A 23,706-nucleotide genomic window follows, 5' to 3' on the forward strand; every position below is an offset into this window, starting at 1 on the left:
CGCCCTCGTGTCATGGCAGCAACAGCCCGAGGGCGGGGCGCACGGCGAGAACACCGGGTACACCGGGGTGTACGGAGACGGCGCGGCGGACGCCGGCACCGTCGGCGACGCACGGCAGCACGGCGACGCACCCGCGGTTCACCCGAACGTGTATCACCCGTCCGCCGAGGCGACGACGCCCGAGTACGACCGGTACGCGGACCCGGCCGCCGCCCACGGCTGGCAGAACTCCTACGACGAGACCCGCGAACTGACCCCGATCGCCGTGCCCGCGGACCCCGCCGCCGACCCGGGCGCCGAAGAACCCGGGCTCTCCCCGCGCCGCCCGCGTACCGCCCGGCGCGCGGCCCTCGCCGTCGGGGCGCTCGGCGTGGCCGGCGTCGCCGTCCTGCTCGCCGGAGGCTTCGGCTCCGGGTCCTCCGGGACGCCGGGCGGCGGAGAGGAGCCGGCGCGGCCGAGGCCGGCGGCCACGGACGCGGCCGACTCCGCCGCCCCCGCCTCCAGCGCTTCCGCCTCCGGTACCCCCACCGGCACGGCCGGCCCGTCCGAGGACGCGCGGCCGTCGGCCACCGCCGGGACCTCCCGGGGCGCCGCCTCCCCCACGGCGCGCGGGGCGGACGCGGACGACGGTTCCGCGCCCGGCGGCTCCGCCACCCACTCCGCCGCGCCCGCGCCCACCACCCGCTCCGCCTCCCCCTCGCCCTCCGCCACCCCCAGCCCCACCCGGTCGAACCCCTACGGCGGCGGACACGGCAACGGTGGCGGCTGGGGCGGAGGAGGCTGGGGCGGCGGAAGCGGCGGCTGGGGAGGCCACTGAGCCCGCGTCCCGGGAGGGCGCGGCCGAAAACCGCCCCTTGCCCCCGCACGCCACCCCTCTGACAATGCGCATGACAACTCAACGTGCGGCGGCCGGAAGACCTTCGGCCGCCGTGTCATGTCTCAGAGGGGACCCCACATGAGAAAGCCTCTCGTCACCGCGCTCCTCGCCCTGGTCATCGCCGGGGCCGGCGCGGCCCCCACGGCGGCGGCCACCCCCACGACAACTCCCGCCCCCACCAAAGCCACCACCCCCGCCCTCCGGGCCGTCGACTACGCCGGCACCGTCGCCCTCAGCAACTGCTCAGGGTCCGTCGTCCGGCTCCCCGCCTCCGCCGACACCGACCCGGCGCTCGTGCTGACCAACGGCCACTGCCTGGAGACCGGCTTCCCCGAGCCCGGCGAGGTGATCGTCGACCAGTCCTCCAGCCGCTCGTTCGGCCTGCTCGACTCCGCCGGGACCCGCGTCGCCACCCTCCGCGCGAGCAAGGTCGCGTACTCGACGATGACCGACACCGACGTCACGCTCTACCAGCTCACCCGCACCTACGCGCAGATCAGGAGCTCCTACGGCATCGGCGCGCTCACCCTCGACGGCACCCACCCCGTGGCCGGCACCGCGATCAAGGTCGTCTCCGGGTACTGGAAGCGCATCTACAGCTGCGCGATCGACGGCTTCGCCTACCGGCTGAAGGAGGGCGACTGGACCTGGAAGGACTCCGTCCGCTACACCTCCGCCTGCGACACCATCGGCGGCACCTCCGGCTCGCCCGTCGTCGACACCGCCACCGGCAAGGTCGTCGCCGTCAACAACACGGGCAACGAGGACGGGGAGCGCTGCACCGAGAACAACCCCTGCGAGGTCGACGAGAACGGCGCCGTCACCGTCCGCGAGGGCATCAACTACGCCGAGGAGACGTACGGCATCCCGGCCTGCTTCGGCGCCGGCAACAAGCTGAACCTGAACGCGAGCGGGTGCACCCTGCCCAAGCCCTGAGCCACTGCCGAAAAAAGCGCCTCGGGGCGGGCGGTTCACGCCGGGGTGCGCCGCACCGCCCGCCCCGCCAGGACGTCCGTGCGCCGCCCGTCCTCGATGACGAAGCGGCCGTCGATCAGCACATACGGAATCCCCGTCGGCAGCCGGCGCGGCTCCGCGAACGTGGCGCCGGGCGCGACCGTCGCCGGGTCGAAGAGGACCAGGTCGGCCCGGTAGCCCTCGCGCACGAGCCCCCGGTCCGGCAGCCGCAGCCGGGCCGCCGCGCGCCCGGTGAGGTGGGCGACGCACTCCTCCAGCGAGAGCACCCCCAACTCCCGCACGTAGGTGCCGAGATACTGCGGGAAGGTGCCGTACGCGCGCGGGTGCGGCTTGCTGCCCTGGAGGATGCCGTCGGAGCCGCCGGTGTGCGCCGGGTGGCGCATGATCGTACGGACGTTCTCCTCGTTGCCGACGTGCTGGAGGATCGTCGTGCCGAGCCGGTCCTCGGTCAGCAGCCGGCGCGCGGTCGTCCAGGGCGTCTCGCCGCGTGCCCGGGCGGACTGGAGGACCGTGCGGCCGACGTACTCGTCGAGCGCGGGGTTGGACACGCCGGAGATCTCGATGGTCTCCCACTCCATCGGCACCCCGTGGCAGCCGTCGGAGCCGATGACCTCCAGATGGTGGCGGATCCGCTCGGCGCTGTCGTCGTCCGCGAGCCGATCGAGCAGCGCCTCGGGGCCGCCCTCGCCCGCCCAGCTGGGCAGTTGGGCGGCGAGTGTGGTGCAGCCGGGGGTGTAGGGATAGGTGTCCAGGGTGATGTCGGCGCCGGCGGCCAGCGCCTCGTCGAGCAGGGCGAGCAGCTCGGGCGCCCGGTCCCGGTTGACGCCGAAGTTCATGGTGGCGTGGGTCAGGTGCAGCGGACAGCCGGCCTCGCGGGTGAGGGCGACCATCTCCTCGTACGCCTCCAGCGCCCCCGCCCCGTAGGACCGGTGGTGCGGGCAGTAGTAGCCGCCGTAGGACGCCACCACCCGGCACAGCTCGGCCAGTTCGGCACCGTTCGCGTACATGCCGGGCGTGTAGGTCAGCCCGGAGGAGAGGCCGACGGCGCCCGCCTCCATGCCCTCCGCGACCAGCCGCCGCATCCGGTCCAGCTCGGCGGGTGTGGCCGGGCGGTCCTCCCAGCCGACGGCGAGGGCGCGGACCGTGCCCTGCGGGACGAGGTACGCGGCGTTGACGGCGATGCCCTGTCCGTCGAAGCCGTGGTCGAGGCGGTCGAGGAACCCGCCGACCGAGCGCCAGGAGAAGTCGATGTCGTCGCCGATCCCGTTCCAGCCGGAGATCGCCCGGCGGACCTCGGCGAGCGTACGGTCGTCGACCGGCGCGTACGACAGCCCGTCCTGCCCGATGACCTCGAGGGTCACGCCCTGCGCGGCCTTGGCGCTGTGGTCGGGGTCGCGCAGCAGGGCGAGGTCGCTGTGCGCGTGCATGTCGATGAAGCCGGGGGCGAGGACGAGGCCCTCGGCGTCCAGCTCCCGCCGGGCGCGCGGGCGCTGGCAGCCCGCGGCCCACGCCTCCTTGACGATCGAGACGATCCTGCCGTCCTCGATCGCCACGTCGGCGCGGTAGGACGGCGCACCGGTGCCGTCCACGACCTCCGCGTCACGCAGGACGAGGTCGGCACGGTCGGTGGGGTCGACGGGATCCATGGCGAGTACCGGCCTTCCTGACGAAGAACGTGACGAGGGGTGTGTCCGGGCGGGTCTAGAAGAACGTGCGGATGTAGTCGGTGACCGTGCCGTCCGCCTCCACCAGCGGGATGAGCTGCCACTTGTCGAAGGAGGTGCAGGGGTGGGAGAGGCCGACGCCGATCCAGTCGCCCACCTCCAGGTCCGCCCCGTCCGCCGTGCGCAGCCACATGTGCTGGTCGGAGAGCGCGGTCACGCTCACGCCGGTGGCCGGGCGCTCGTCGCCGTCCCGTCGTACCACCTGGGGGAAGGGCAGGTCCAGGTCGTGGGCGGCGTCCCGCTTGCCCGCGTTGGCGAACGCCTGCCCGGGGGAGGGGCGGGAGACGACCTGCGTCCACAGCCGGAACGCGGGCTCCAGACCGCCCTCCTCCGGGACCCGGTTGAAGGGGGTGACGTGCCGGTAGTGGCCGTCGTCGTGCGAGACGTAGGCGCCCGAGCGCAGCAGCTTGAGCGCGGGCAGGGAGAGGGCGGGCAGCGTGGCGAACACGTCGGCGACCGCGTCGAACCAGGCGCTGCCGCCCGCGCTGACGACGATCTCGTCCAGGCCCGTCCCCGTGAAGCGGCCCGCCGCGTCGAACTCGGCGGCCAGCGCGGTCAGCCGGCGCAGCCAGGCCCGTACGCGGTCGGGGTCGGCGTCCGGGACCTCGCCCTCGTAGCCCGCCACACCGGCCAGCCGCAGGGTGGTGGTGGAGGCGACCGCGTCGGCGACCGCCGCGCACTCCGCCTCCGTACGCGCCCCCGTGCGCGCCCCCTCCCCGGCGCCGAGTTCGACGACCACGTCGAGCGGGCGCCCGCCCTCGGGCAGCGGGGAGAGCGCGGCGTCCATCAGTTCGACCCCGCGCACGGAGTCGACGTAGCAGAGGAACCGGAACTCCGGGTCGGCGGCGAGCTCGGCGGCGATCCAGCGCAGGGCGGCCGCGTCGACGATCTCGTTGGCCACGAAGATCCGCCCGATGCCGAACTCCCGCGCCACGCGCACCTGGTGGGGGAGGGCGAGCGTGATGCCCCAGGCGCCGCGTGCGAGCTGCCGCCGGAAGAGCTGCGGGGCCATGGAGGTCTTGCCGTGCGGGGCGAAGACGAGGCCGTGCCGCTCGGTGTACTCCTCCATCAGCGCGAGGTTGTGCTCCAGCCGCTCGGCGGAGAGGGCCAGGACGGGGGTGGTGAAGCCGCCGGTGAACAGATTGCGCCGCTCGGCCGCGAGCGCGCCGACGGTGAGGTGGGCGGCGTCCGGCGGGAGGCCCTTGAAGCGGTGGCCGACGGGCTCGGCGGCGAGGCGGGCGACGGGGTCCTCGGTCGCCCCGTCGAGGGCGGAGCCGGTGGTGTCGACGGCCATGCAGCCTCCCTGATCAGGTCCGTTGCATTCTCTGCAACGTTCATTGCGTATGTCGCTCACTGCTGTCTAACATCTCGGCCGACGCGGGTCAACGGAGCCCGCGCCCCACCGGATCCCCGAGGAGCCCCCGCCGCCGTGACCGCCACCGGCCCGCACCGCACCGACCCGCCCGCCGTCGACGTCGTCGCGCTGGGGGAGTCCATGGTGACGTTCCTGCCCACGCGGCCGGGACGGCTCGCCGACGTGCCGGCCTTCGAGCGCGGGATCGGCGGCGCCGAGTCCAACGTGGCGTGCGCGCTGGCCGCCGCCGGGCACACCGTGCGCTGGGTGAGCCGGGTCGGCGCGGACGGCTTCGGCGACCACCTCGTGGAGGCGATCGGCGCGTACGGCGTCGACGTGGGCGCGGTGCGCCGGGACCCGGCGCGCCCCACCGGCATCTACTTCCGCACCGCCGGGGACCGCTCCGGCGACGCCCACGAGGTGGCGTACTACCGGGCCGGCTCGGCGGCCTCCGCGATGAGCGTCGAGACCCTCGACCTGGACGCCGTACGGGACTGCCGGATCCTGCATCTCTCCGGGATCACCCCCGCGCTGTCCGCCGACTGCCTGGAACTGGTACGGGAGCTGACGGCCCGCCGGACCGGCCGCCGCCCGCTCGTCTCCTTCGACGTCAACCACCGCCCGGAGCTGTGGGCCGACGCCGACGGCCCGCGGGTGCTCCTCGAACTGGCACGCGGCGCCGACCTCGTCTTCGTCGGCGACGACGAGGCGCGTGCCGCGTGGGGCCTGGACGGCGACCGGGCGATCCGCGCGGCGCTCCCGGAACCGGAGACGGTCGTGATCAAGCGGGGCGCGGCCGGGGCGACGGCGTTCGGCGCCGGCGCCGCGCAGGTCACCGTCGGCGCCCCGGCCGTGGACGTCGTCGCCCACGTCGGCGCCGGGGACGCCTTCGCCGCCGGGTTCCTCTCCGCCACCCTGCGCGGGCTGCCCGTCCGCGACCGGCTCCGCCACGGCCACCTCACGGCCGCTGCCGCCCTCACCGTCCACGGCGACCTCGCCGCGCCCCCGGCCCGCGACCACGCCGACCGGCTGGTCGCCCTGGACGACGGGGCGTGGGGGAGACTGCGACTCGGCCCCGGCTGGACCGAGCGCACCGACCGGACGCGGGACGGCGACGGCCGGGCCGAGGAGGAGGTACGCAGACCATGAGCCAGACCGTCGACCGGGCGCTGTCCATCCTGCCGCTGCTCGCCGAGGGCCCCGCCGACCTCGCGGGCGTCGCCGAGCGGCTCGACGTGCACAAGTCCACCGCGCTGCGGCTGCTGCGCACGCTGCACGAACACGGCCTGGTCTACCGCCAGTCCGACCAGCGCTACCGGCTCGGCGCCCGGCTCTTCGCCCTCGCCCAGGAGGCGATGGAGAACCTCGACATCCGCGAGATCGCGCACCCCCACCTCGTCGCCCTCAACGAGGAGTGCGGGCACACCGTGCACCTCGCGGTGCACGAGGAGAACGAGGTCCTCTACATAGACAAGGTCGACAGCCGCTACCCGGTGCGCATGTACTCGCGGATCGGCAAGCCGGTCGCCATCACCGTCGCCGCGGTGGCCAAGCTGCTCCTCGCCGATCTGCCCGAGGCCGAGCGGCGGGCGGTCGCCGAAGGGCTCGAGTACCCGCCGTACACCTCGCGCTCGACGCCGCACGCGGCCGCGTTCCTGCGCGAGCTGGAGAAGGTGCGCGAGCAGGGCTGGGCCACCGACCTCGGCGGCCACGAGGAGTCCATCAACTGCGTCGCCGCCCCCGTGCGCGGCGCCGACGGCCGGGTCGTCGCCGCGATGTCGGTCTCGGCGCCCAACGTCGTCGTCACCGCCGAGGAACTCCTCGCCCTCCTCCCGCGCGTGCGCCGCACGGCGGACGCGATCAGCGGCGAGTACTCGGGCCGGACGCCGGGCAGCGGCGAGTATCCGGGCCGGACGCCCGGCAGCCCCCCGGGCACGTCTTCAAGCACCACCGGAAAGGACACCCCATGACCGACAAGACCGCCCTCACCCCCAGGACGCACACCACCCCGCCCGCGAAGTTCTCGCACGGCGTGCGCAAGGGGAACATCCTCCAGGTCGCCGGCCAGGTCGGCTTCCTGCCCGCCGAGGAGGGCAAGGCGCCCACGCCCGCCGGGCCGACCCTGCGCGAGCAGACGCTCCAGACCCTCGCCAACGTCAAGGCGATCCTGGAGGAGGGCGGCGCGGGCTGGGACGACGTGATGATGCTCCGCGTCTACCTCACGGACGTGGACCACTTCGCCGAGATGAACGACCTCTACAACACCTACTTCGAGGAGCAGGGGCTCACCGCGCCCCCGGCCGCCCGCACCACGGTGTACGTCGGCCTGCCGCCCGGCCTGCTCATCGAGATCGACGCGCTCGCCGTACTGGACTGACCTCCGGGACCCGTCCCCGTACACACGTACGCGAGTACGCACGACGCGGATGCCCCGCCCCGCCGGGGCACCGCGCCGTCCCCCCATCCCCTGCCCGAAAGCCTCATGGCACCCCCTTTCACACGAGAAGCACGAGGACCCCCGCAATGCTCGCTGTCATGCCCATGCTCATATCGAGAGACCCGGTCGCCCTCGCGGCGGCCTCCGCACCCGAGACCCCGCCCCACACCGGCGGCCTCATCGCCCTCATCCACGGCACCGCCGGACTGCTCACGGTCGCCGCGCTCGGCATCGCGCTGCTGCTCTTCCTGATCATCAAGATCCGGTTGCAGCCCTTCCTGGCGCTGCTCACGGTCTCCATCGCCGTCGGCCTGGCCGCCGGACTGTCGGTCACCGAACTCTTCGGCACGGTGCAGCGCTCCGACGCCGTCTCGCTCATCGAGTCCGGCATGGGCGGCACGCTCGGCCACGTCGCCATCATCATCGGCCTGGGCACCATGCTCGGCGCGGTCCTGGAGGTCTCCGGCGGCGCGGAGGTGCTGGCCTCGCGGCTGCTGCACCTGTTCGGCGAGAAGCGCGCCCCGCTCGCGATGGGCCTGACCGGCCTGGTCTTCGGCATCCCGGTCTTCTTCGACGTCGGCATCTTCGTCCTCGCGCCGATCGTCTACGCGGCCGCCAAGCGCGGTGGCAAGTCCATCGTCCTGTACGCCATGCCGCTGCTCGCGGGCCTGTCGATGACCCACGCCTTCCTGCCGCCGCACCCCGGCCCGGTGGCCGCGGCCGGACTGCTCCACGTCGACCTCGGCTGGGTCATCCTGATGGGCATCGTCTGCGGCATCCCGGCCGTGCTGGCCGCGTGGGCGTGGGCGGCCTGGATCGGCCGGCGGATCTTCGTCCCCGTGCCGCAGGACATGGTCGAGGCGGCCGAGGAGTCCAAGGCGGCCCTCGCGGCCGAGCAGCGGGCGGAGGGCGTGACGCCGTCGGAGAAGCCGGTGCCGCTGTCCGTCGTCTTCACGATCATCGGCACACCGCTGGTCCTGATCCTGCTCGCCACCTTCTCCTCCATCGCCTTCGACCCCTCCACGGGCCGCTCGGTGGTGGAGTTCTTCGGCCACCCGTTCGTCGCCCTGACGATCGCGCTGCTGCTCGCCTACTACCTGCTCGGCATCCGGCGCGGCTGGTCCCGCAAGTCCCTGGAGACGGTCTCGACGGCCTCGCTGAAGCCGATCGGCAACATCCTGCTGGTGGTCGGCGCGGGCGGCATCTTCGGCGCGGTCCTCAAGGGCAGCGGCGTCGCCCAGGCCCTCTCCGACACCTTCCACGACGTCGGGCTGCCGGTGATCGTGCTGTCGTACCTGATCTCGCTGGTGCTGCGGGTGGCGCAGGGCTCGGCGACGGTCGCGATCGTCACGACGGCGGGCATCGTGGCGCCGCTGCTGTCCGAGGGCCACCACTCGCAGGCGTTCACCGCGCTGGTCATCATGGCCATCTCGGCGGGCTCGATCTTCGCCTCGCACGTCAACGACGGCGGCTTCTGGATGGTCGCGAAGTACTTCGGCATCAGCGAGCGGGACACGCTGAAGACGTGGACGGTCCTGGAATCGGTGCTGTCGGTGGCCGGGTTCGCGGTGGCGGCGGTGGTGAGCCTGTTCCTGTGACCGGGCGCCGGCGGGCGGCGGCCGGATTCGTATAACGATGCGGGGGCGGCTTGCACCGGACACAGGATGGTGCACCATACTGCCCGCTGTGGAGCAGCGCATAGGTTCGAGCAAGCAGCCCCTGGACGCCGGAGTGGACCCGGCGTACGTCCCCGGCCTGACGGTGCCCGGGTCCCGCGAGCCGGAGGAGACGACGGAGGCGGCGGAACCGGCCGCGTCGGCCCCGGAGCCGGCCGAGGCCGGGACGGACGCCGAGACGGAAGCGAAGGCAGAGGTGGAGGCGGAGGCCGGGACCGGCCCCGACGACGCCCCGGCCGACGACGAAGTCCCCGCCGACGGCCCGGTGTTCGACGCCTCCGACCGCCGGGCCTCGATCCTGGCGAACGCGGCGGGCGTCCGGCTCCACCTGGACGACCAGGAGTGCGAGTTCCGCTGGGACGAGATCGCGGCGGTCGAGACGGCGACCCCGCGCTTCGGCAAGCGATTCACGGTGACCGTGCACACGCCGCAGTCGCGCTGGTACTTCATCGAGATCGAGGCGCCCTCCCGCTCCCGTTTCGCGGAGTGGGAACGGCAGTTGGACGAGGTCCTGGACGCGTACTTCGAGGACGGCGCGGAGGAGGCCGGGGCCCAGGAGGCCCCGGAGGACGCGAAGCCGGACGACGAGGGCGACAAGGACGGCAAGGGCGGCAAGGGAGACAAGCGCGACAAGGGCGAGGACGCGTAACGCGCCCCAGCGCCCTCTCGCTTCCTGACGGAGCGCCGTGCGGCGGCCATGCCGGTCCGTACGGCGCTCCGTCACGCATAAATCCCGTGCCCCACCCACCGCACTGACGTACGATCGCCGTCGCTTTCGTCCACACCATCTGGGAGACCCATGACCAGCAGGCTCATCGAAGTGGTCGTCGACTGCCACGACCCCGAGCGGCTCGCGACCTTCTGGAGCGCGGTCCTGGGCTGGGAGGTGATCGACCGGGACGGCGACACGGTGGAGATCGGCTCCTGGGACCCGACGCGCGAGGAGTTCCGCGCCCGCCAGATGCCGCCGACGCTGATCTTCATCCCGGTCCCCGAGGGCAAGACGGGCAAGAACCGCCTCCACCTCGACGTCAGCCCCGTCGAGGGCACGACGGAGGACGAGGTCACCCGTCTGCTCGCCCTCGGCGCGAAGCGCGCCGAGGACCAGACCGAGGGCGCGGGCTGGGTCGTCATGACGGACCCCGAGGACAACGAGTTCTGCGTCCTGCGCACGCTGGACCGTTAGGACCGTCAGGACCGAGGGGCCAGGGGGCGGTGGTGCGCCACCGTTCCTCGGGCTCCTCTGGAGGGGATCTTGATGTCTCACCGACCGTTCGCCGGGTGCCCGCACGCCGCCCGCCGGCCCGCCGGGTCCGGCCGATGAGGGGCGTGCTGGTCACCGGTGGCTCGCGCGGCATCGGCCGTGCGGTGGCGAGGGCCTTCGCGGCCGGTGGCGACCGGGTCGCGGTGCAGTACGCCGGCCGCCGCGCGGACGCCGAGCGCACCCTGCGGGAGCTGCCCGGCACCGGGCACGCCCTGCTCCGGGCCGACCTGGGCGAGCCCGGCGCGGCCGAGCGGCTGGCGGCCGAGGCGGTGGCCGCGCTCGGCACGGTGGACGTACTGGTGAACAACGCGGCCGTGGCGCCCACCGCCGAGACCCGGCATCCGGTCGCGGAGACCCCGCTGGCGCACTGGCAGCAGGTCTGGCGGCGGATGGTCGACGTCAACCTGCTGGGCGCGGCCGACCTGAGCTGGGCCGTGGCCCGTCATCTCGTCGACCGCGGCGCGAACGGCGCGATCGTGAACGTCGGCTCCCGGGGCGCCTTCCGCGGCGAGCCGGACTTCCCCGCCTACGGGGCGACCAAGGCGGCACTGCACGCCCTCGGCCAGTCGCTGGCCGTGGCACTGGCGCCGCACGGCATCACCGTCACCTCCGTCGCGCCCGGGTTCGTCGCCACCGAACGGCAGACGGCGAAACTGTCCGGGCCGGAGGGCGAACGGCTGCGCGCGGAGAGCCCGTTCGGGCGGGTCGGGACGCCGGAGGAGATCGCCGCCACGGTGCACTTCCTCGCCTCCCCGGCCGCGGTCTGGGCCTCGGGAACCGTCGTCGACCTCAACGGCGCCTCCCACCTGCGTACCTGACGCCGCCCTCCGCCACCGGGGGCGGGCCGCCCGGTCAGGCGTCCTGGCGCTCCTGCCTCGCCACCGCCTCGGCCGTGACCGGCGTGAAGAGGTTGACCAGGCTGCCGTCCGGGTCGCGGAGGAGGACGGAGCGGTTGCCCCAGGGCATCGTCGTCGGCGGCTGGACGAACTCGTGGCCGAGGGCGGCCAGCCGCTCGTGCTCCGCGTCGACGTCGGAGACGCGGAACTCGATGATCACCGAGCGGTTGGCGGCCGGGGCCGCGAGGTCCGTGCCGCCGCCGAAGAGCGCCAGGGTGCGGTCGCTCGCGAGGGCCAGCGTGCCCGACGGGGTCGCCAGCTCGGCGAAGTCGGGGGTCCACCAGGTCGCCGGGACGCCGGTGACCTCCTCGTAGAAGGTGACGAGGCGGGTGACGTCGTCGCTGATGACGCGGAGGGAGACGAGGTTCATGAGAGGTCCAGTCGTACGTAAGGGTGTGCCGGTCGGGGACGCGTGCCACGCTAGAACGGATACCGGACAGGTTCCGCCCGGTATCGGAGGCAGAATTCTCCGGTGACCACCTCCACCACCCGCGTCCTCGCCCTGCTGGAGATCCTCCAGAGCGGCGGCACCCGTACCGTCGCCGACCTCGCCGACCGCCTCGGCGTCGACGAGCGCACCGTCCGCCGGTACGCCGGTCACCTGCTGGAGCTGGGGGTGCCCGTCGAGTCGGTGCGCGGGCGCTACGGGGGCTACCGGCTCGCGCCCGGCTACCGGATGCCGCCACTGATGCTCACGGACGAGGAGGCGCTCGCCGTACTGCTCGGGCTGCTGGTGGCGCGGCGGGCCGGGCCGGTCAGCGCGTCGGGCGCGGCGAGCGAGAGCGCGGCGGCCAAGCTGCGCCGGGTCCTGCCGAAGGCGCTGGGGCGGCGGCTGGAGGCGCTGCTGGAGACGGCGGACTTCACCGCACGCCCCCGCCCCGCCGGGGCCCACGAGGCGGAACTCCTCCTCGCCCTCGCCGAGGCCGCGCGCGACCGGCGCCCCGTGGCGCTCGCGTACACCGACCGCACGGGCCGCCGCAGCGACCGCACGGTGTGGCCGTACGGTCTGGTCGCGCACGGCGGCCGCTGGTACCTGACCGCCGCCGACCCGGCCGCCGGGGAGGCGGAGGTGCGCACCTTCCGCCTGGACCGCGTCGACGGCGTGACCGCGCTCGGCGGTTCCTTCGAGACCCCGGCGGACTTCGACCCGGTGGCGGCGGTCCTGGACGGCCTGGCCCGGACGCCGTGGGCCCACGAGGTGCGCGTGCGCGTGCGGGCCGACGAGCACCACATCCGCCGCCACCTCCCGGCGACCGTCGCCACGCTCTCCCCGCTCCCGTCCGACGACGGCACGGACTGGACCGACGTACGGCTCCGGGCGGAGCGGCTGGACTGGATCCCCGCCGTACTCGCCGCCCTGGACCGCCCGTTCGTCGTCGAACGCCCCGCGGAACTGCGCGCCCTCGTACGGTCGCTGGCGCGCCGTCTGGACGAGTACGCCGCCGAGCCCGCGCCGGACGGTCCCTGACCCGGGCCCCGAAATCGCTGGAGCCCCGCCCCGGCCCCGCCTACGCTGCCCCGATGAGCACCCGCACCTTCCGCGTCACCGTCCGCGGCGTCTTCGACGGCCTCAGCGACGCCCAGCGCGCCGAACTGCTGTCCCACGCCGCCGAGCACGACGTGCTGCGCGCGTCCTTCACCCGCGAGGGACACCTCAGCTACGACATCGCCGCCCGGCCCGCCTTCACCTTCCGCTTCCTGGACGAGGGGGAGGCCGAGGAGGACATCCTGGAGGCGACGGAACGCGCCGAGACCGCGGCGGCGGCATGGCTCACCGCACGCGGCTACGGCCACAAGAACCTGCGCTCCACCGCCGAGGACCTCTCCCAGGCCCCGCTGGGCAAACGCCGGCGCCGCGCGGCCGCCGGGAAGTGAGCGGGACGCCGGTCCGCCTCGCGGCGTCTCCGTCACGCACCGAGGCTCCGGCGCCGACGCCGCTCACGCCGTCGCTCGGTCCTGCGCGCCCGGGCGCGCTCCCGCCGCTCCTCGCGCAGACGGCGCTCGCGCTCCCGGTGCCTCGCCTCGCGCGCCTGCTCGGTGTGGAACCGGGCGGCCCACGGGACCAGGGCACCGACCGAGAGGAGGACGAGGGCCACGATCCAGTGGCCGACGGAGGTGCCCATGCTCAACGCGGCCGCCGCCCCGGCGACCGCTCCGGCGGGGTGACCCAGAGCCGGTCGCCAGTCCCTGCGGTAGATCCCGGTCTTGTACAGGAGGACAAGCGGCACCGGCGCGATCATGACGGCGGCGAAGTACTTCCCACCGCCGTCCGGTACACCGCATCCCCCCTTGGGCGTCGCCTCGCACCCCGTGCTCACGGATCCCGCCAGCCCCCACCCGAACCAGAGCACCATCCCCGCCGCCACGGCGGCCCCCACCCACTTGGCCCACATGCGCGGATCATAGGAGCGGTGGGCCGCCGGCCGCAGCTTCGCCGTCGGCAGCCGGGACGCGCCGCGCACGAGGGCCCGGGCAGCAAGGCCGGCAAGACCGGCATGGCCGGTCACCTGCTCTCAAGTAGCCTTCCGACGTGTCCATACCTCCGCCGCCGAACCCCTACGCGTCCGAACCGCCGCCCCCGCAGGGGCCCTACGGCGGACAGCAGGGGTCGCCACCGGGGCCGCCGCCGGGGCCGTACGGTCCGTATCCTCCGCGGCCGGCCCCGCATCAGGCGCCCTACGGGCCGGGGCCCTACGCCCCCTCGTACCCCCCGCCGCCGTACGGCTGGGCCGGGCCGCCGCCGAAGAAGCGGCGGGTCGGGCTCGTGCTCGGCATCGTGGGCGGGGCCCTCGGCGCGGTCGTCGCGCTCGTGGTCGTGCTCGTGCTCATCGGGCGGGCGGCCGTGGGCGGGTTCCCGGAGGCCGAGTACCGGCTCACCCTGCCGAAGACCCTGGCCGACGGCCGGTACGCGCTCGCCCAGGACCTCTCCGACACCCAGGGCCGGCAGATCGAGGACGAGGCCGACGGCGCCTGGGACGCCAAGGACCTGCGGGCCGTCGTCGGCCAGTACAACGTCGGCGGCGACAACACCAAGGGCCTGCTGCTGTTCAGCGGCATGTACGGGCGGTTCAAGAACACCCACCAGATGCGCGACCACATGCTGCACGGCGCCACACAGGCCGACGGCGTGACCCTGCTCAGGGGGCCGAAGGACTTCCCGAAGGACGGCGGGCCCACCATCGGGTGCGAGGTGCTCAGGCAGGAGAAGAGGGGGGCCGCCATCGTCTACCCCGTGTGCGCGTGGGGCGACGGCAACACGGGGGCCGCCATCGGCGTCACGGACGAGAACTCCATGACACAGGACGCCTCCGACATCGACCTCGCGTCCTACGCCGAGTTCACCCGTCAGGTGCGCGCCGACGCGGTCGAGCCGATCGGCTGACCGCCCCCGTCGGGACGACGGGGGCGGCCGGCCCGGGCGCCCCTACGGCAGCCCGTGCACGTGCGGGCCCACCGCGTTGATCCACGCGTTGCCCGCCGTCGCGTCCCAGTTCGTCGACCACGTCATCGCGCCCCGCAGGGCCGGATACGTCTTCGACGGCTTGAACGAGCCGCAGTTCGTGCCCTTCGCCAGGCAGTCCAGGGCGTTGTTCACCACCGACGGGGCCACGTAGCCGCTGCCCGCCGCGCGGGTCGACGCGGGGACGCCGAGGCCGACCTGGTTGGGGGAGAGGCCGTTCTCCAGCTGGATGCAGGCCAGGGCGGTGAGGAAGTCCACCGAGCCCTGCGCGTACACCTTGCCGTCGCAGCCCAGCATCGTGCCGCTGTTGTAGAACTGGGTGTTGACGACCGTCAGGATGTCCTTGATGTTCAGCGCCGTCTGGAAGTAACCGGCCGACGTGGACTGCATGTCGATCGTCTGCGGCGCCATCGTGATGACCAGCGACGACCCCGCCTGTTGCGACAGCGACCGCAGCGCCTGCGTCATGTACGTGGCGTTGATGCCGTTCTCCAGGTCGATGTCGACGCCGTCGAAGCCGTACGTCCGCATGAGCGAGTACACCGAGTCGGCGAAGTTCGTCGCCGACGTCGCGTCGCTCACCGAGACCGTGCCGTTCTGGCCGCCGACGGAGATGACGACCTTCTTGCCGGCCGCCTTCTTGGCCGCGATGTCGGCCTTGAACTGGTCGGTGGTGTAGCCGTTCAGGCCCGCCGAGTCCAGCGTGAAGGAGACCGCGCCCGGCGTGGTCGTCGCGTCCGCGAAGGCGACCGCGATGATGTCGTACTGCGCGGGCACGTCGGACAGCCTCTGCACCTGTGCGCCGTTGTTGAAGTTCTGCCAGTAGCCGGTCACCGCGTGCCCCGGCAGGGCACCGCCGCCGCCGTTGTCACCGCCGCCCGTCGCGGACGTCGTCCCCGTGACCGTCGCGGACTTCGCCGACTCGCCCGCCGCGTTGGTCGCCGTCACCTGGAAGCCGTACGACGTGGAGGCCGCGAGGCCGGTCACGGTCGCCGAGGTGCCCGAGGCCGACTGCACCTTCGTGCCGCCCCGGTAGACGTTGTAGCCGGTGGCGCCGGAGACCGGGTTCCAGGCGAGGGAGACAGACGAGGACGTCGTGCCCGACACCTTCAGGCCGCCGGGGGCCGAGGGGACCGTCGGGGTGTCCGTGCCGCCGCCCCCGTCCGGGCCGAACACCGACACGTCGTCCGCGTAGTACGCCTGCTGCCCGTACCAGCCGTGCAGGTACACCGTCACGGAGTGGGTGGCGGAGCCGGTGGTGAAGCGGGTGCTGAGCTGCTTCCAGGACGAGGAGTCCGGGGTCCAGGTGGAGACGTCGGTCGTGCCGGTGCCGGTCGCGCCGAGGTAGGCGTAGCCGCCCTGCACCCACGCGCTGAGCGTGTAGGTGGAGTCGGGCTTCACGGCGACCGTCTGGGTGCACTGGGCGTTGTCCTGGCCGGCCGGGGTCGCCTTCAGCGCGGAGGCGCCGCCGTGCACGGGGGAGGACACCGTCGTCCCGCTGCCCGCCGAACAGGTCCAGTCGCCCAGTCCCGCCTCGAAGCCGGCGTTCCTGGTGTTGTTGACGTCCGCCGCCGAGGCCTGGCCCGCGCCCGCCAGGGCGAGGGCGAGCGCGGCGGCGACGGCGCCGGCGAGGCGGCGGACGTGGCGGGCGCGGGGTCTGTTCCCGGGCGGGGCTGAGAGGCGGTGCACTGGGGCCTCCGGTGTGGGGAGTCGGGGGGAGTCAAGGGGAGAAGACGGTGGCCACCGTTGTGTGTTCAACATGGTCCAGACCAATGCGGCTGTCAAGAGCCTGACAACCCGACGGGTCGGCGGCGACGAAGCCTGCCGGTACGTCAACCTCCGTCCGGCAACGCCCAGTTGGCGCCGCAGCCGCCCCTCCCCGCTTCACTCTGTGTTGATCATGCACCGACCTTCGGTGAGATGATCTTCAAGATTCTGTGTTGAGCGGCGCACGCCGTGGATATGGTGCTGATGCAAGAGGACGTGCGAAAGGACGTCACAGGGGTGATCCGAGGCGGGGGCGACCGTCCCGCCGCGGGGAACGGGGTGGTGTGCAGCGTGCCGACCGCGATAGCCGTCACCAGTCCCGGTCTGGCGCTTCCGCCGCTCGACCGGGGGACCCCGCCCGCGGTCGTCCAGCCGGGCCCCACCCTCGAACAGTCCGTCGTCGCCCTGCACACGCTCGTCGAGCAGCACGGCTACGTCATCGCCCTGCACCCCGCCGCCTCCGGCTCCACCACCCCCGACCCGGCCGTCCAGCGGCTGCGCACCGCGCGCTCGATGCTGGAGACCGACCGGGTCGCCCTGCTCGGCGTCGACCTGCCGCCGCTCGGACTCGCCCTGCTCGCCCAGCAGTTACGGCAGCTGTCGGTGTGCGACTTCAGCCCCGGCGTGCTCGCCTGCGCCGCCCGGCTGCTCGCCCACTACGTCTACGCCGGCGCCCTGCTCGGCTCCGTCGCCCGGCTCGACCGGCTGCCCGTGACGCTCACCGCACACGCCAAGTCCTGGGTGCCCGGCGCGCAGTTCGCCGTCCTGGCCGCCCCGCGCCCCCGGCTCGTCCGGGTGGGCCAGGAGGACTTACCCGGCCCGGAGTTCGGCACCCGGCTGCTCGTGGCCGCCGGTCAGCCGCCCTCCGACTGGGTCACCGCCACGCTCGCCCCCGCCTGGCGCGTACAGGGCGTGGCCACCGTGCCGCTGCCCGAGCCGTCGGGGACCTGGTGGGGCACCACCCGGCTCGTCGAGTTCGCCGCGGGCCTGCACGACGTCTCCGTGCTCTACCAGCTCGTCTCCTCCGTACGCCGTGAGCTGTGCCGCTGGTGCGGCCTCGAACTCATCGGCGACCGCTGCGGTTTCTGCGCGGCCCCGCTCACCGCGCCGCCCCCGCAGCCACCACCGCCCCAGCTCGCCCCGGCCAGGGCCCACGCCGGCGCCGTACGGGCCCTGCCACCGGGCATGACCTAGCCACCGCGGCCCCCGGCCCCAGGCACCACCCCGCACGGCTCCGCTGTCCCCGCCCCGATCGAGGTTGCCCGAGTCATGAACTCCCGCCAGCGCCGCGGCGTCATCCTGCTGGTCCTCTCGGCCCTGTGCGCCCTCGGTGCCTTCGCCGGGGTCCTGTCGGTGATCCGCGACGTGAACTCCAAGGTCGGCCCCGAGGTGACCGCGTACCGGCTCAAGAGCGACATCGCCCCCTACAAGGAACTCGACGCCGACCAGTTCCAGCGCGTCTCCATGCCGGAGCGCTGGCTGCCGAGGACCGCCGTCACCGACCTCGCCCGGATCCGCGGCAAGATAGCCGTCACCCGGCTGGCCAAGGGCTCGCTGTTGCAGAGCGACATGATCGTCGCCCGGCCCGCGCTCGAAGCGGGGCAGCAGGAGATCGCCATCATGATCGACGCGGCCACCGGCGTCGCCGGGAAGATCGACCCCGGCTCCCGGGTCAACATCTACGCCACCTTCAAGGCCGAGAACGACAAGGGCAAGGACCAGTCCAAGGTCATCGTCGAGAACGCCCGCGTCCTGGACGTCGGGAAGATCACCGCCCTCGACCCCGACCAGAGCAGCGACGAACGGCGGCGCAGCGCGAGCCAGGCCGTCCCCATCACCTTCGCGCTCGACACCGCCGACGCCCAACGGGTCGCGTACGCCGAGTCGTTCGCGGAACACGTACGGCTCGCCCTGGTCGCGGGCGGCTCCCGGCAGTCGATCCCGCCCGGCGACCGCACGTACACCCTCGACGAGGACAAGTAGGAGGCCGCGCATGACCATCCGCATCCTCCCGGCCGTCGGCGACGCCGACGCGGCGCGCGGTCTGACCACCCTGCTCAGCCGGCTCGCCGACGCCGAACCCGCCCCGCCCGTCCCCGACTCCACCGCGCTCCTCGACACCCTCGCGCGGCTCGCCGCCGACTCGCTCGACGAACTGCCCGAGGTCGTCCTCGTCCACGAGCGGATCGGGCCGGTCCCCGCGCTCGAACTCATCCGCGACCTGGTGCTGCGCTTCCCGGCCGTCGGCGTCGTCCTCATCACCTCCGACGCCGGGGCCGCCGTCCTCACCGCCGCGATGGACTCCGGCGCCCGCGGCATCATCGGCCTGCCGCTCACCTACGACGCCCTCGCCGAACGCGTCCGGGCCGCCGCCACCTGGTCCGCCGGGATGCGCCGCCACCTCGGCAGCGCCACCCCCGAGCTGTACACGGGGCCGGGCGGCACGCTGATCACCGTCACCGGGGCCAAGGGCGGCGTCGGCGCCACCGTCACCGCCGTCCAGCTCGCCCTCGCCGCCCGCGCCTCGGGCCGTACGGTGGCGCTGGCCGACCTCGACCTCCAGTCCGGGGACGTCGCCTCCTATCTCGACGTGCAGTTCCGCCGCTCGGTCGCCGACCTCGCCGCCATCACCGACATCAACCCCCGGGTGCTCCAGGACGCCGTCTACGCCCACGACAGCGGCGTCTCCCTGCTGCTCGCGCCCGCCGAGGGGGAGCGCGGCGAGGAGGTCACCGACCGGGTCGCCCGCCAGGTGCTCGCCGCACTGCGCTCCCGGCACGACGTGGTCATCGTCGACTGCGGCTCCCAGCTGACCGCCGCCACCGCCGCCGCCGTCGAACTCGCCGACCAGGCCCTGCTGCTGGTCACCCCGGACGTCGTCGCCGTGCGCGCCGCCAAGCGCATGGTGCGGATGTGGGACCGGCTCCAGATCCGCAAGGCCGAGGAGACCCTCACCGTCGTCAACCGGCACTCGCGCGGCACCGAGATCCAGCCCGGCATCGTCGAACGCGTCACCGGCACCCGCACCGCCCGCACCACCGTGCCCGCCGCCTTCAAGGAACTCCAGTCCGTCGTGGACGCCGGCCGCCTCCAGGACCTCGACACCCGCTCCTCCGTGAAACAGGCGCTGTGGGGCCTGGCGGGCGAACTCGGCCTGGTCGCCGTCACCGAGGGCGGCGGCGGACGACGGCGCCGGACCGGCTCCGACCGGGGCGCCCTCTCGCTGCGCCGCCGCACCTCCTCGGACCGGGGCGCGGTCACCCTCGAATTCGCGGGCATGTTCCCCATCGTCCTCGTCGTCATGGCGATCCTCTGGGAGTGCGTGCTCTACGGCTACACGTACTCCCTGGCCGGCAACGCGGCCGACGAGGCGGCCCGCGCGGCCACGGCCGCCTACGCGGTGCGCGGCGACGCCCAGGGCGCCTGCGAGGCGGCGGGCGCCAAGCACCTGCCGGACGCCTGGCAGGGCGCCGACATCGAGTGCTCCCCGTCCGGCTCCCTGATGCGGGCGACCGTACGGGCCGACGTGCCGCTGTTCTTCCCCGGTGTCGACCTCGGCTGGAGCGTCGACGGCACGGCGGGGGCGGCGCTGGAACGGCCGGAGGGGAGCGACGGATGACGACGCGTACCCTCCGGACGCGCCTCTTACGGGACGCGAAGCGCCACCGACGCCCCTGGAACCGGGACGACCGGGGCGTCTCCATGATCGAGTTCGCCGGCTACCTCCCCGTCCTCCTCGTCATCGGCCTGGCCGCCATCCAGCTCGGCCTCATCGGCTACGGCGTCAACCAGGCGGGCACGGCCGCCCGCGCCGCCGCCCGCGTCGCCTCCCAGCAGGGCGGCGACGGCACGGGCGCCGGCATCGCCGCCGTCAGCGGCTGGCTCGACCCCGACCCCTCCGTACAGCGCGGCACCGACACGACCACCGCCTCGGTCACCGTCCACGTCCCCGCCGTCATCCCGCTCTTCGACGACTTCGACCTCACCCGCACCGCCACCATGCCCACCGACGACTGAGCCCAGCAGAGAGGAGCTGACCCATATGAGCCTCCGCTCCCGCCTCGCCGCCCCCGACGACGGCAAGGCAGCCCGCGAGGACGGCCACCTCGTCGCCGTCTACCGCGCCAAGCTCCTCGAGGAGATCGACCTCGCGGAGATGTCCGGCCTGGCCGCCACCGAGCGCCGCGCCCGCCTGGAGCGCGTCCTCGGCCACATCATCAGCCGCGAGGGCCCGGTCCTCTCCTCCGCCGAACGCTCCCAGCTCATCCGCCGCGTCGTCGACGAGGCGCTCGGCCTCGGCGTCCTCGAACCGCTGCTCGCCGACGCGTCGATCACCGAGATCATGGTCAACGGCCCCGACTCGATCTTCGTCGAGCGGGCCGGCCGCGTCGAACAGCTCCCGCTCCGCTTCGCCTCCGCCGAGCAGCTGATGCAGACGATCGAACGCATCGTCTCCACCGTCAACCGCCGCGTCGACGAGTCCACGCCCATGGTCGACGCCCGGCTGCCCACCGGCGAGCGCGTCAACGTGATCATCCCGCCGCTCTCCCTGACCGGCCCCACCCTCACCATCCGCCGCTTCCCGCGCGCCTACACGCTCCCCGAACTGATCGGCCTCGGCTCGCTCGACGAGCAGATGCTGCTGCTGCTCGCCGCGTTCGTCCGCGCCCGCTTCAACATCATCGTCAGCGGCGGCACGGGCACCGGGAAGACGACGCTGCTCAACGCCCTCTCCGAGCTGATCCCCGACCGCGAGCGCATCATCACCATCGAGGACTCCGCCGAGCTCCAGCTCCAGCAGCAGCACGTGATCCGGCTGGAGTCCCGCCCGCCCAACGTCGAGGGCAAGGGCCGCATCACCATCCGCGACCTGGTCCGCAACTCGCTGCGCATGCGCCCCGACCGGATCATCGTCGGCGAGGTCCGCGGCGGCGAGACCCTCGACATGCTCCAGGCGATGTCCACCGGCCACGACGGCTCGCTCGCCACCGTCCACGCCAACTCCGCGGAGGACGCGCTGATGCGGTTGCAGACCCTCGGCTCCATGTCCGAGGTGATGATCCCCTTCGAGGCGCTCAAAGACCAGATCAACTCCGCCGTCGACGTCGTCGTCCAGCTCGCCCGGCACGCCGACGGCTCCCGCAAGATCGTCGAGATCGCCCTCGTCGTCAGCCACGGCCGCGAACAGTTCCGCATCGCCACGGTCTCCCGCTTCGCCGCCGACCCCCTCACCGCCGACCGGGTCGTCCGGGGCCGCTACGAACACCTGCCGCTGCCCCGCGAGGTCGCGGAGAAGCTGTACGTCGCGGGCGAGCCGCTCCCCCCGGCGTACGGGGTCGCGGACGCGCTCGACGTACGCAACATCAGGCAGGCACTCGGATGACACTCGCCCTTTCGGCTCCCCGGAGGTGCCGGCCATGAACAACCAGGCGCTCCTCGCCCTCGGCGCCACCGTCCTCGGCGGCACGCTCGCCGTCGCCGGCGTCCACGCGTACGCCTCCGGGCGCGCCCAGCGCCGCGCCCTGGAGGACCGGCTCGCCGGACCCGGCAGCGGCCCGCCGCGCACGGCCTCGGGCCGCGTTCGCCACTTCACCGGCGTCGACCGGCGGGTCCGCCGCACCCGCCTCGGGCGCGCGGTCCACCTCCGGCTGACGACCACGGGGCTCGACCTGACGGCCGGCGAGTTCGTCACCTACGTGACATTCGTCGTCGTCGCCCTCTGGCTGATCGCGGCCGCCGCCCTCGCCCCGTTCTTCGGCCCGATCGCCGCCCTGATCGGCGTGTGGAGCGCGGTCGTCTTCCTCAACTGGCAGCGCCAGAAACGCATCGAGGCGTTCATCAACCAGCTCCCCGACGTCGCCCGCCTCCTCGCCAACGCCACCGCCGCCGGACTCGCCCTGCGCACCGCGCTCGCCATGGCCGCCGAGGAACTGGAGGCCCCCGCGGGCGAGGAACTGGCCCGGGTCGCCGACCAGCTCAGCCTGGGCCGCACCATCGACGACGCCCTCGGCGAGCTCGCCGAGCGGCTGCCCTCGCGCGAGCTGATCGTCCTCGTCACCACCCTCGTCCTGTCCAACCGGGCCGGCGGCTCCGTCGTCAGCTCGCTGCGCAACCTCACCCAGACCCTGGAGGACCGCAAGGAGACCCGCCGCGAGGTGCGCACCATGCTCTCCGAGGTCAACGCCACCGCCTTCACCGTGCCGATGCTGGGCCTCGGCTCCCTCGTCCTGGTGAACTCCTCGAACGAGGGCGCCCTCGCCCGCGTCACCGGCTCCCCGATCGGCCAGGCGCTGGTGCTGATCTCCCTCGGCCTCTACACCGTCGGCTTCTTCGTCATCCGCCGCCTCGGCCGGATCGAAGTCTGAGGAAAGGGACCGAACAGGCCATGCTGCCCCTGCTCCTCGCGCTCCTGACGGCCGCGTCCGTCGCCGGTGTCCTGCTCGGCATCCGCATGATCCGCGCGGAGGCCAAGCTCCCCACCGACCTCGCGCTCGCCCTGGAGATCGGCGCCACCCGCGTCTCCGCGGCGGGCTCCGCCGTCGACCGCCTCGGCATGCGGTTCGCCCCCCTCGTCCTGCGCCTGATGGGCCCCCGCCGCACCGACGCCAAACGCCGCCGCATCGACATGGCGGGCAACCCCGGCGGCCTCACCCTCAACCGCTACGCCGCCCGCCGCGCCGTCTACGGCTTCTTCGGCGCGTTCATGGGCCTGGTCTTCCTCACCACCGGCCACCCGCTGATCGCGCTCGCCACCCTCGCCTTCGGCCTGCTCGCCGCCGACGCCCTCATCTGGCAGGCCATCCGCGACCGCAAGGACGTCATCGACCGCACCCTGCCCGACTTCCTCGACGTCCTCGCCGTCGTCGTCTCCGCGGGCCTCGGCTTCCGCCAGGCGCTGGACCGCGTCGCCGACAAGTACGAGGGCCCCTGGGCCGACGAACTCCGCATCACCCTGCGCCAGATGGACATGGGCGTCAGCCGCCGCCAGGCCTTCGACGAACTGCGCCGCCGCAACAGCTCCGAACAGGTCGCCCAGTTCGTCTCGGCGCTCCAGCAGGGCGAGGAACTCGGCTCCCCGATCGCCGAGACGCTCATCCAGCTCGCCACGGACATGCGCCGCACCGACGCCCAGAACGCCCGCCGCCGCGCCGCCAAGACCATCCCCAAGGCCACGATGGTCACCCTGGTCTTTATGCTCCCGGCCACGATGATCCTCATCGCCACCGGCATGTTCCTGGGCTCCGGCACGAACTTCGGCTCGATCCTGGGGCGCTGA

The 23,706-nt window shown here is 73.6% G+C and carries 24 protein-coding genes; 19 read left to right on the plus strand and 5 right to left on the minus strand.

What is annotated here, in order from left to right:
- Positions 1–7 precede the first annotated feature (7 nt).
- Both IO29_RS35465 and IO29_RS03760 read left to right on the plus strand, forming a co-directional pair.
- Positions 8–817, plus strand: coding sequence for a hypothetical protein (locus IO29_RS35465; protein ID WP_051707586.1), 810 nt, complete (start codon positions 8–10; stop codon positions 815–817).
- 138 nt (positions 818–955) lie between these two features.
- Positions 956–1,813, plus strand: a complete 858-nt coding sequence (locus IO29_RS03760; RefSeq protein WP_030378872.1) for a S1 family peptidase — start codon at positions 956–958, stop codon at positions 1,811–1,813.
- Between the two features lie 35 nt (positions 1,814–1,848).
- On the opposite strand, the gene IO29_RS03765 is transcribed toward IO29_RS03760, so the two are convergent.
- Entirely contained in the window at positions 1,849–3,498 is a 1,650-nt protein-coding gene (locus tag IO29_RS03765) for an N-acyl-D-amino-acid deacylase family protein (RefSeq protein WP_030378871.1), read from the minus strand.
- Between the two features lie 55 nt (positions 3,499–3,553).
- Complete coding sequence (locus tag IO29_RS03770) at positions 3,554–4,870, minus strand: amino acid deaminase (RefSeq protein ID WP_030378870.1); 1,317 nt, start codon at positions 4,868–4,870, stop codon at positions 3,554–3,556.
- 135 nt (positions 4,871–5,005) lie between these two features.
- Between IO29_RS03770 and IO29_RS03775 the strand changes: the two genes are divergently transcribed.
- The 7 genes from IO29_RS03775 (at position 5,006) to IO29_RS03805 (ending at position 11,125) form a co-directional block, all read left to right on the plus strand.
- Positions 5,006–6,079: a sugar kinase gene (locus IO29_RS03775; RefSeq protein WP_030378869.1), complete on the plus strand. Its 1,074-nt coding sequence runs from the start codon at positions 5,006–5,008 to the stop codon at positions 6,077–6,079.
- Entirely contained in the window at positions 6,076–6,900 is an 825-nt protein-coding gene (locus IO29_RS03780; RefSeq protein WP_030378868.1) for an IclR family transcriptional regulator, read from the plus strand. The genes IO29_RS03775 and IO29_RS03780 overlap by 4 nt, the downstream gene beginning before the upstream one ends.
- Entirely contained in the window at positions 6,897–7,307 is a 411-nt protein-coding gene (locus tag IO29_RS03785) for a RidA family protein (protein ID WP_030378867.1), read from the plus strand. The genes IO29_RS03780 and IO29_RS03785 overlap by 4 nt, the downstream gene beginning before the upstream one ends.
- Before the next feature lie 164 nt (positions 7,308–7,471).
- Positions 7,472–8,965: a GntP family permease gene (locus tag IO29_RS03790; RefSeq protein ID WP_030378866.1), complete on the plus strand. Its 1,494-nt coding sequence runs from the start codon at positions 7,472–7,474 to the stop codon at positions 8,963–8,965.
- An 88-nt stretch (positions 8,966–9,053) separates the two neighbouring features.
- Positions 9,054–9,692: a hypothetical protein gene (locus IO29_RS03795; RefSeq protein WP_030378865.1), complete on the plus strand. Its 639-nt coding sequence runs from the start codon at positions 9,054–9,056 to the stop codon at positions 9,690–9,692.
- A 150-nt stretch (positions 9,693–9,842) separates the two neighbouring features.
- Positions 9,843–10,229, plus strand: a complete 387-nt coding sequence (locus tag IO29_RS03800; RefSeq protein ID WP_030378864.1) for a VOC family protein — start codon at positions 9,843–9,845, stop codon at positions 10,227–10,229.
- Between the two features lie 134 nt (positions 10,230–10,363).
- Positions 10,364–11,125: an SDR family NAD(P)-dependent oxidoreductase gene (locus IO29_RS03805; protein WP_030378863.1), complete on the plus strand. Its 762-nt coding sequence runs from the start codon at positions 10,364–10,366 to the stop codon at positions 11,123–11,125.
- Positions 11,126–11,159: 34 nt separating this feature from the next.
- Here IO29_RS03805 and IO29_RS03810 read toward each other — a convergent pair whose 3' ends face one another.
- Positions 11,160–11,573 carry a VOC family protein gene (locus IO29_RS03810; RefSeq protein WP_030378862.1) on the minus strand — a complete coding sequence of 138 codons (414 nt, stop codon included), beginning with the start codon at positions 11,571–11,573 and terminating at the stop codon, positions 11,160–11,162.
- Positions 11,574–11,675: 102 nt separating this feature from the next.
- Between IO29_RS03810 and IO29_RS03815 the strand changes: the two genes are divergently transcribed.
- Positions 11,676–12,671 (plus strand): helix-turn-helix transcriptional regulator, encoded by a 996-nt coding sequence (locus IO29_RS03815; RefSeq protein WP_030378861.1) that lies wholly within the window; start codon positions 11,676–11,678, stop codon positions 12,669–12,671.
- Positions 12,672–12,724: 53 nt separating this feature from the next.
- Positions 12,725–13,078: a DUF6204 family protein gene (locus IO29_RS03820; protein WP_030378860.1), complete on the plus strand. Its 354-nt coding sequence runs from the start codon at positions 12,725–12,727 to the stop codon at positions 13,076–13,078.
- A gap of 32 nt (positions 13,079–13,110) precedes the next feature.
- Here IO29_RS03820 and IO29_RS03825 read toward each other — a convergent pair whose 3' ends face one another.
- Positions 13,111–13,710, minus strand: coding sequence for a hypothetical protein (locus IO29_RS03825; protein WP_234307458.1), 600 nt, complete (start codon positions 13,708–13,710; stop codon positions 13,111–13,113).
- 23 nt (positions 13,711–13,733) lie between these two features.
- Between IO29_RS03825 and IO29_RS03830 the strand changes: the two genes are divergently transcribed.
- Positions 13,734–14,585 carry a hypothetical protein gene (locus IO29_RS03830; protein WP_030378858.1) on the plus strand — a complete coding sequence of 284 codons (852 nt, stop codon included), beginning with the start codon at positions 13,734–13,736 and terminating at the stop codon, positions 14,583–14,585.
- 42 nt (positions 14,586–14,627) lie between these two features.
- On the opposite strand, the gene IO29_RS03835 is transcribed toward IO29_RS03830, so the two are convergent.
- Entirely contained in the window at positions 14,628–16,352 is a 1,725-nt protein-coding gene (locus tag IO29_RS03835; protein WP_030378857.1) for a chitinase, read from the minus strand.
- A 357-nt stretch (positions 16,353–16,709) separates the two neighbouring features.
- Here IO29_RS03835 and IO29_RS03840 point away from each other — a divergent pair, with 357 nt between their 5' ends.
- The 7 genes from IO29_RS03840 to IO29_RS03870 all read left to right on the plus strand — a co-directional run bounded on the left by IO29_RS03840 (position 16,710) and on the right by IO29_RS03870 (position 23,706).
- Positions 16,710–17,624, plus strand: a complete 915-nt coding sequence (locus IO29_RS03840) for a hypothetical protein (RefSeq protein ID WP_030378856.1) — start codon at positions 16,710–16,712, stop codon at positions 17,622–17,624.
- Positions 17,625–17,699: 75 nt separating this feature from the next.
- Entirely contained in the window at positions 17,700–18,413 is a 714-nt protein-coding gene (cpaB, locus tag IO29_RS03845) for a Flp pilus assembly protein CpaB (protein WP_030378855.1), read from the plus strand.
- 10 nt (positions 18,414–18,423) lie between these two features.
- Positions 18,424–20,049 carry a CpaE/TadZ family protein gene (locus IO29_RS03850; protein WP_030378854.1) on the plus strand — a complete coding sequence of 542 codons (1,626 nt, stop codon included), beginning with the start codon at positions 18,424–18,426 and terminating at the stop codon, positions 20,047–20,049.
- Positions 20,046–20,447, plus strand: a complete 402-nt coding sequence (locus tag IO29_RS03855; RefSeq protein WP_030378853.1) for a TadE/TadG family type IV pilus assembly protein — start codon at positions 20,046–20,048, stop codon at positions 20,445–20,447. The genes IO29_RS03850 and IO29_RS03855 overlap by 4 nt, the downstream gene beginning before the upstream one ends.
- Positions 20,448–20,472: 25 nt before the next feature.
- Positions 20,473–21,813 carry a TadA family conjugal transfer-associated ATPase gene (locus tag IO29_RS03860; protein WP_030378852.1) on the plus strand — a complete coding sequence of 447 codons (1,341 nt, stop codon included), beginning with the start codon at positions 20,473–20,475 and terminating at the stop codon, positions 21,811–21,813.
- Between the two features lie 34 nt (positions 21,814–21,847).
- Positions 21,848–22,795: a type II secretion system F family protein gene (locus IO29_RS03865; RefSeq protein ID WP_030378851.1), complete on the plus strand. Its 948-nt coding sequence runs from the start codon at positions 21,848–21,850 to the stop codon at positions 22,793–22,795.
- A gap of 20 nt (positions 22,796–22,815) precedes the next feature.
- Positions 22,816–23,706, plus strand: coding sequence for a DUF5936 domain-containing protein (locus tag IO29_RS03870; protein WP_030378850.1), 891 nt, complete (start codon positions 22,816–22,818; stop codon positions 23,704–23,706).

The organism is Streptomyces sp. NRRL F-6676, from assembly GCF_000725625.1.
GTDB lineage: Bacteria > Actinomycetota > Actinomycetes > Streptomycetales > Streptomycetaceae > Streptomyces.

What these genes read in the sequence shown, in the direction of transcription:
- IO29_RS03760 (WP_030378872.1), top strand. Translation starts at nt 956, where the DNA reads ATGAGAAAGCCTCTCGTCACCGCGCTCCTCGCCCTGGTCATCGCCGGG.
- IO29_RS03765 (WP_030378871.1), bottom strand. Translation starts at nt 3,498, where the DNA reads ATGGATCCCGTCGACCCCACCGACCGTGCCGACCTCGTCCTGCGTGAC.
- IO29_RS03770 (WP_030378870.1), bottom strand. Translation starts at nt 4,870, where the DNA reads ATGGCCGTCGACACCACCGGCTCCGCCCTCGACGGGGCGACCGAGGAC.
- IO29_RS03780 (WP_030378868.1), top strand. Translation starts at nt 6,076, where the DNA reads ATGAGCCAGACCGTCGACCGGGCGCTGTCCATCCTGCCGCTGCTCGCC.
- IO29_RS03785 (WP_030378867.1), top strand. Translation starts at nt 6,897, where the DNA reads ATGACCGACAAGACCGCCCTCACCCCCAGGACGCACACCACCCCGCCC.
- IO29_RS03790 (WP_030378866.1), top strand. Translation starts at nt 7,472, where the DNA reads ATGCTCATATCGAGAGACCCGGTCGCCCTCGCGGCGGCCTCCGCACCC.
- IO29_RS03800 (WP_030378864.1), top strand. Translation starts at nt 9,843, where the DNA reads ATGACCAGCAGGCTCATCGAAGTGGTCGTCGACTGCCACGACCCCGAG.
- IO29_RS03805 (WP_030378863.1), top strand. Translation starts at nt 10,364, where the DNA reads ATGAGGGGCGTGCTGGTCACCGGTGGCTCGCGCGGCATCGGCCGTGCG.
- IO29_RS03810 (WP_030378862.1), bottom strand. Translation starts at nt 11,573, where the DNA reads ATGAACCTCGTCTCCCTCCGCGTCATCAGCGACGACGTCACCCGCCTC.
- IO29_RS03820 (WP_030378860.1), top strand. Translation starts at nt 12,725, where the DNA reads ATGAGCACCCGCACCTTCCGCGTCACCGTCCGCGGCGTCTTCGACGGC.
- cpaB (WP_030378855.1), top strand. Translation starts at nt 17,700, where the DNA reads ATGAACTCCCGCCAGCGCCGCGGCGTCATCCTGCTGGTCCTCTCGGCC.
- IO29_RS03850 (WP_030378854.1), top strand. Translation starts at nt 18,424, where the DNA reads ATGACCATCCGCATCCTCCCGGCCGTCGGCGACGCCGACGCGGCGCGC.
- IO29_RS03855 (WP_030378853.1), top strand. Translation starts at nt 20,046, where the DNA reads ATGACGACGCGTACCCTCCGGACGCGCCTCTTACGGGACGCGAAGCGC.
- IO29_RS03860 (WP_030378852.1), top strand. Translation starts at nt 20,473, where the DNA reads ATGAGCCTCCGCTCCCGCCTCGCCGCCCCCGACGACGGCAAGGCAGCC.
- IO29_RS03865 (WP_030378851.1), top strand. Translation starts at nt 21,848, where the DNA reads ATGAACAACCAGGCGCTCCTCGCCCTCGGCGCCACCGTCCTCGGCGGC.
- IO29_RS03870 (WP_030378850.1), top strand. Translation starts at nt 22,816, where the DNA reads ATGCTGCCCCTGCTCCTCGCGCTCCTGACGGCCGCGTCCGTCGCCGGT.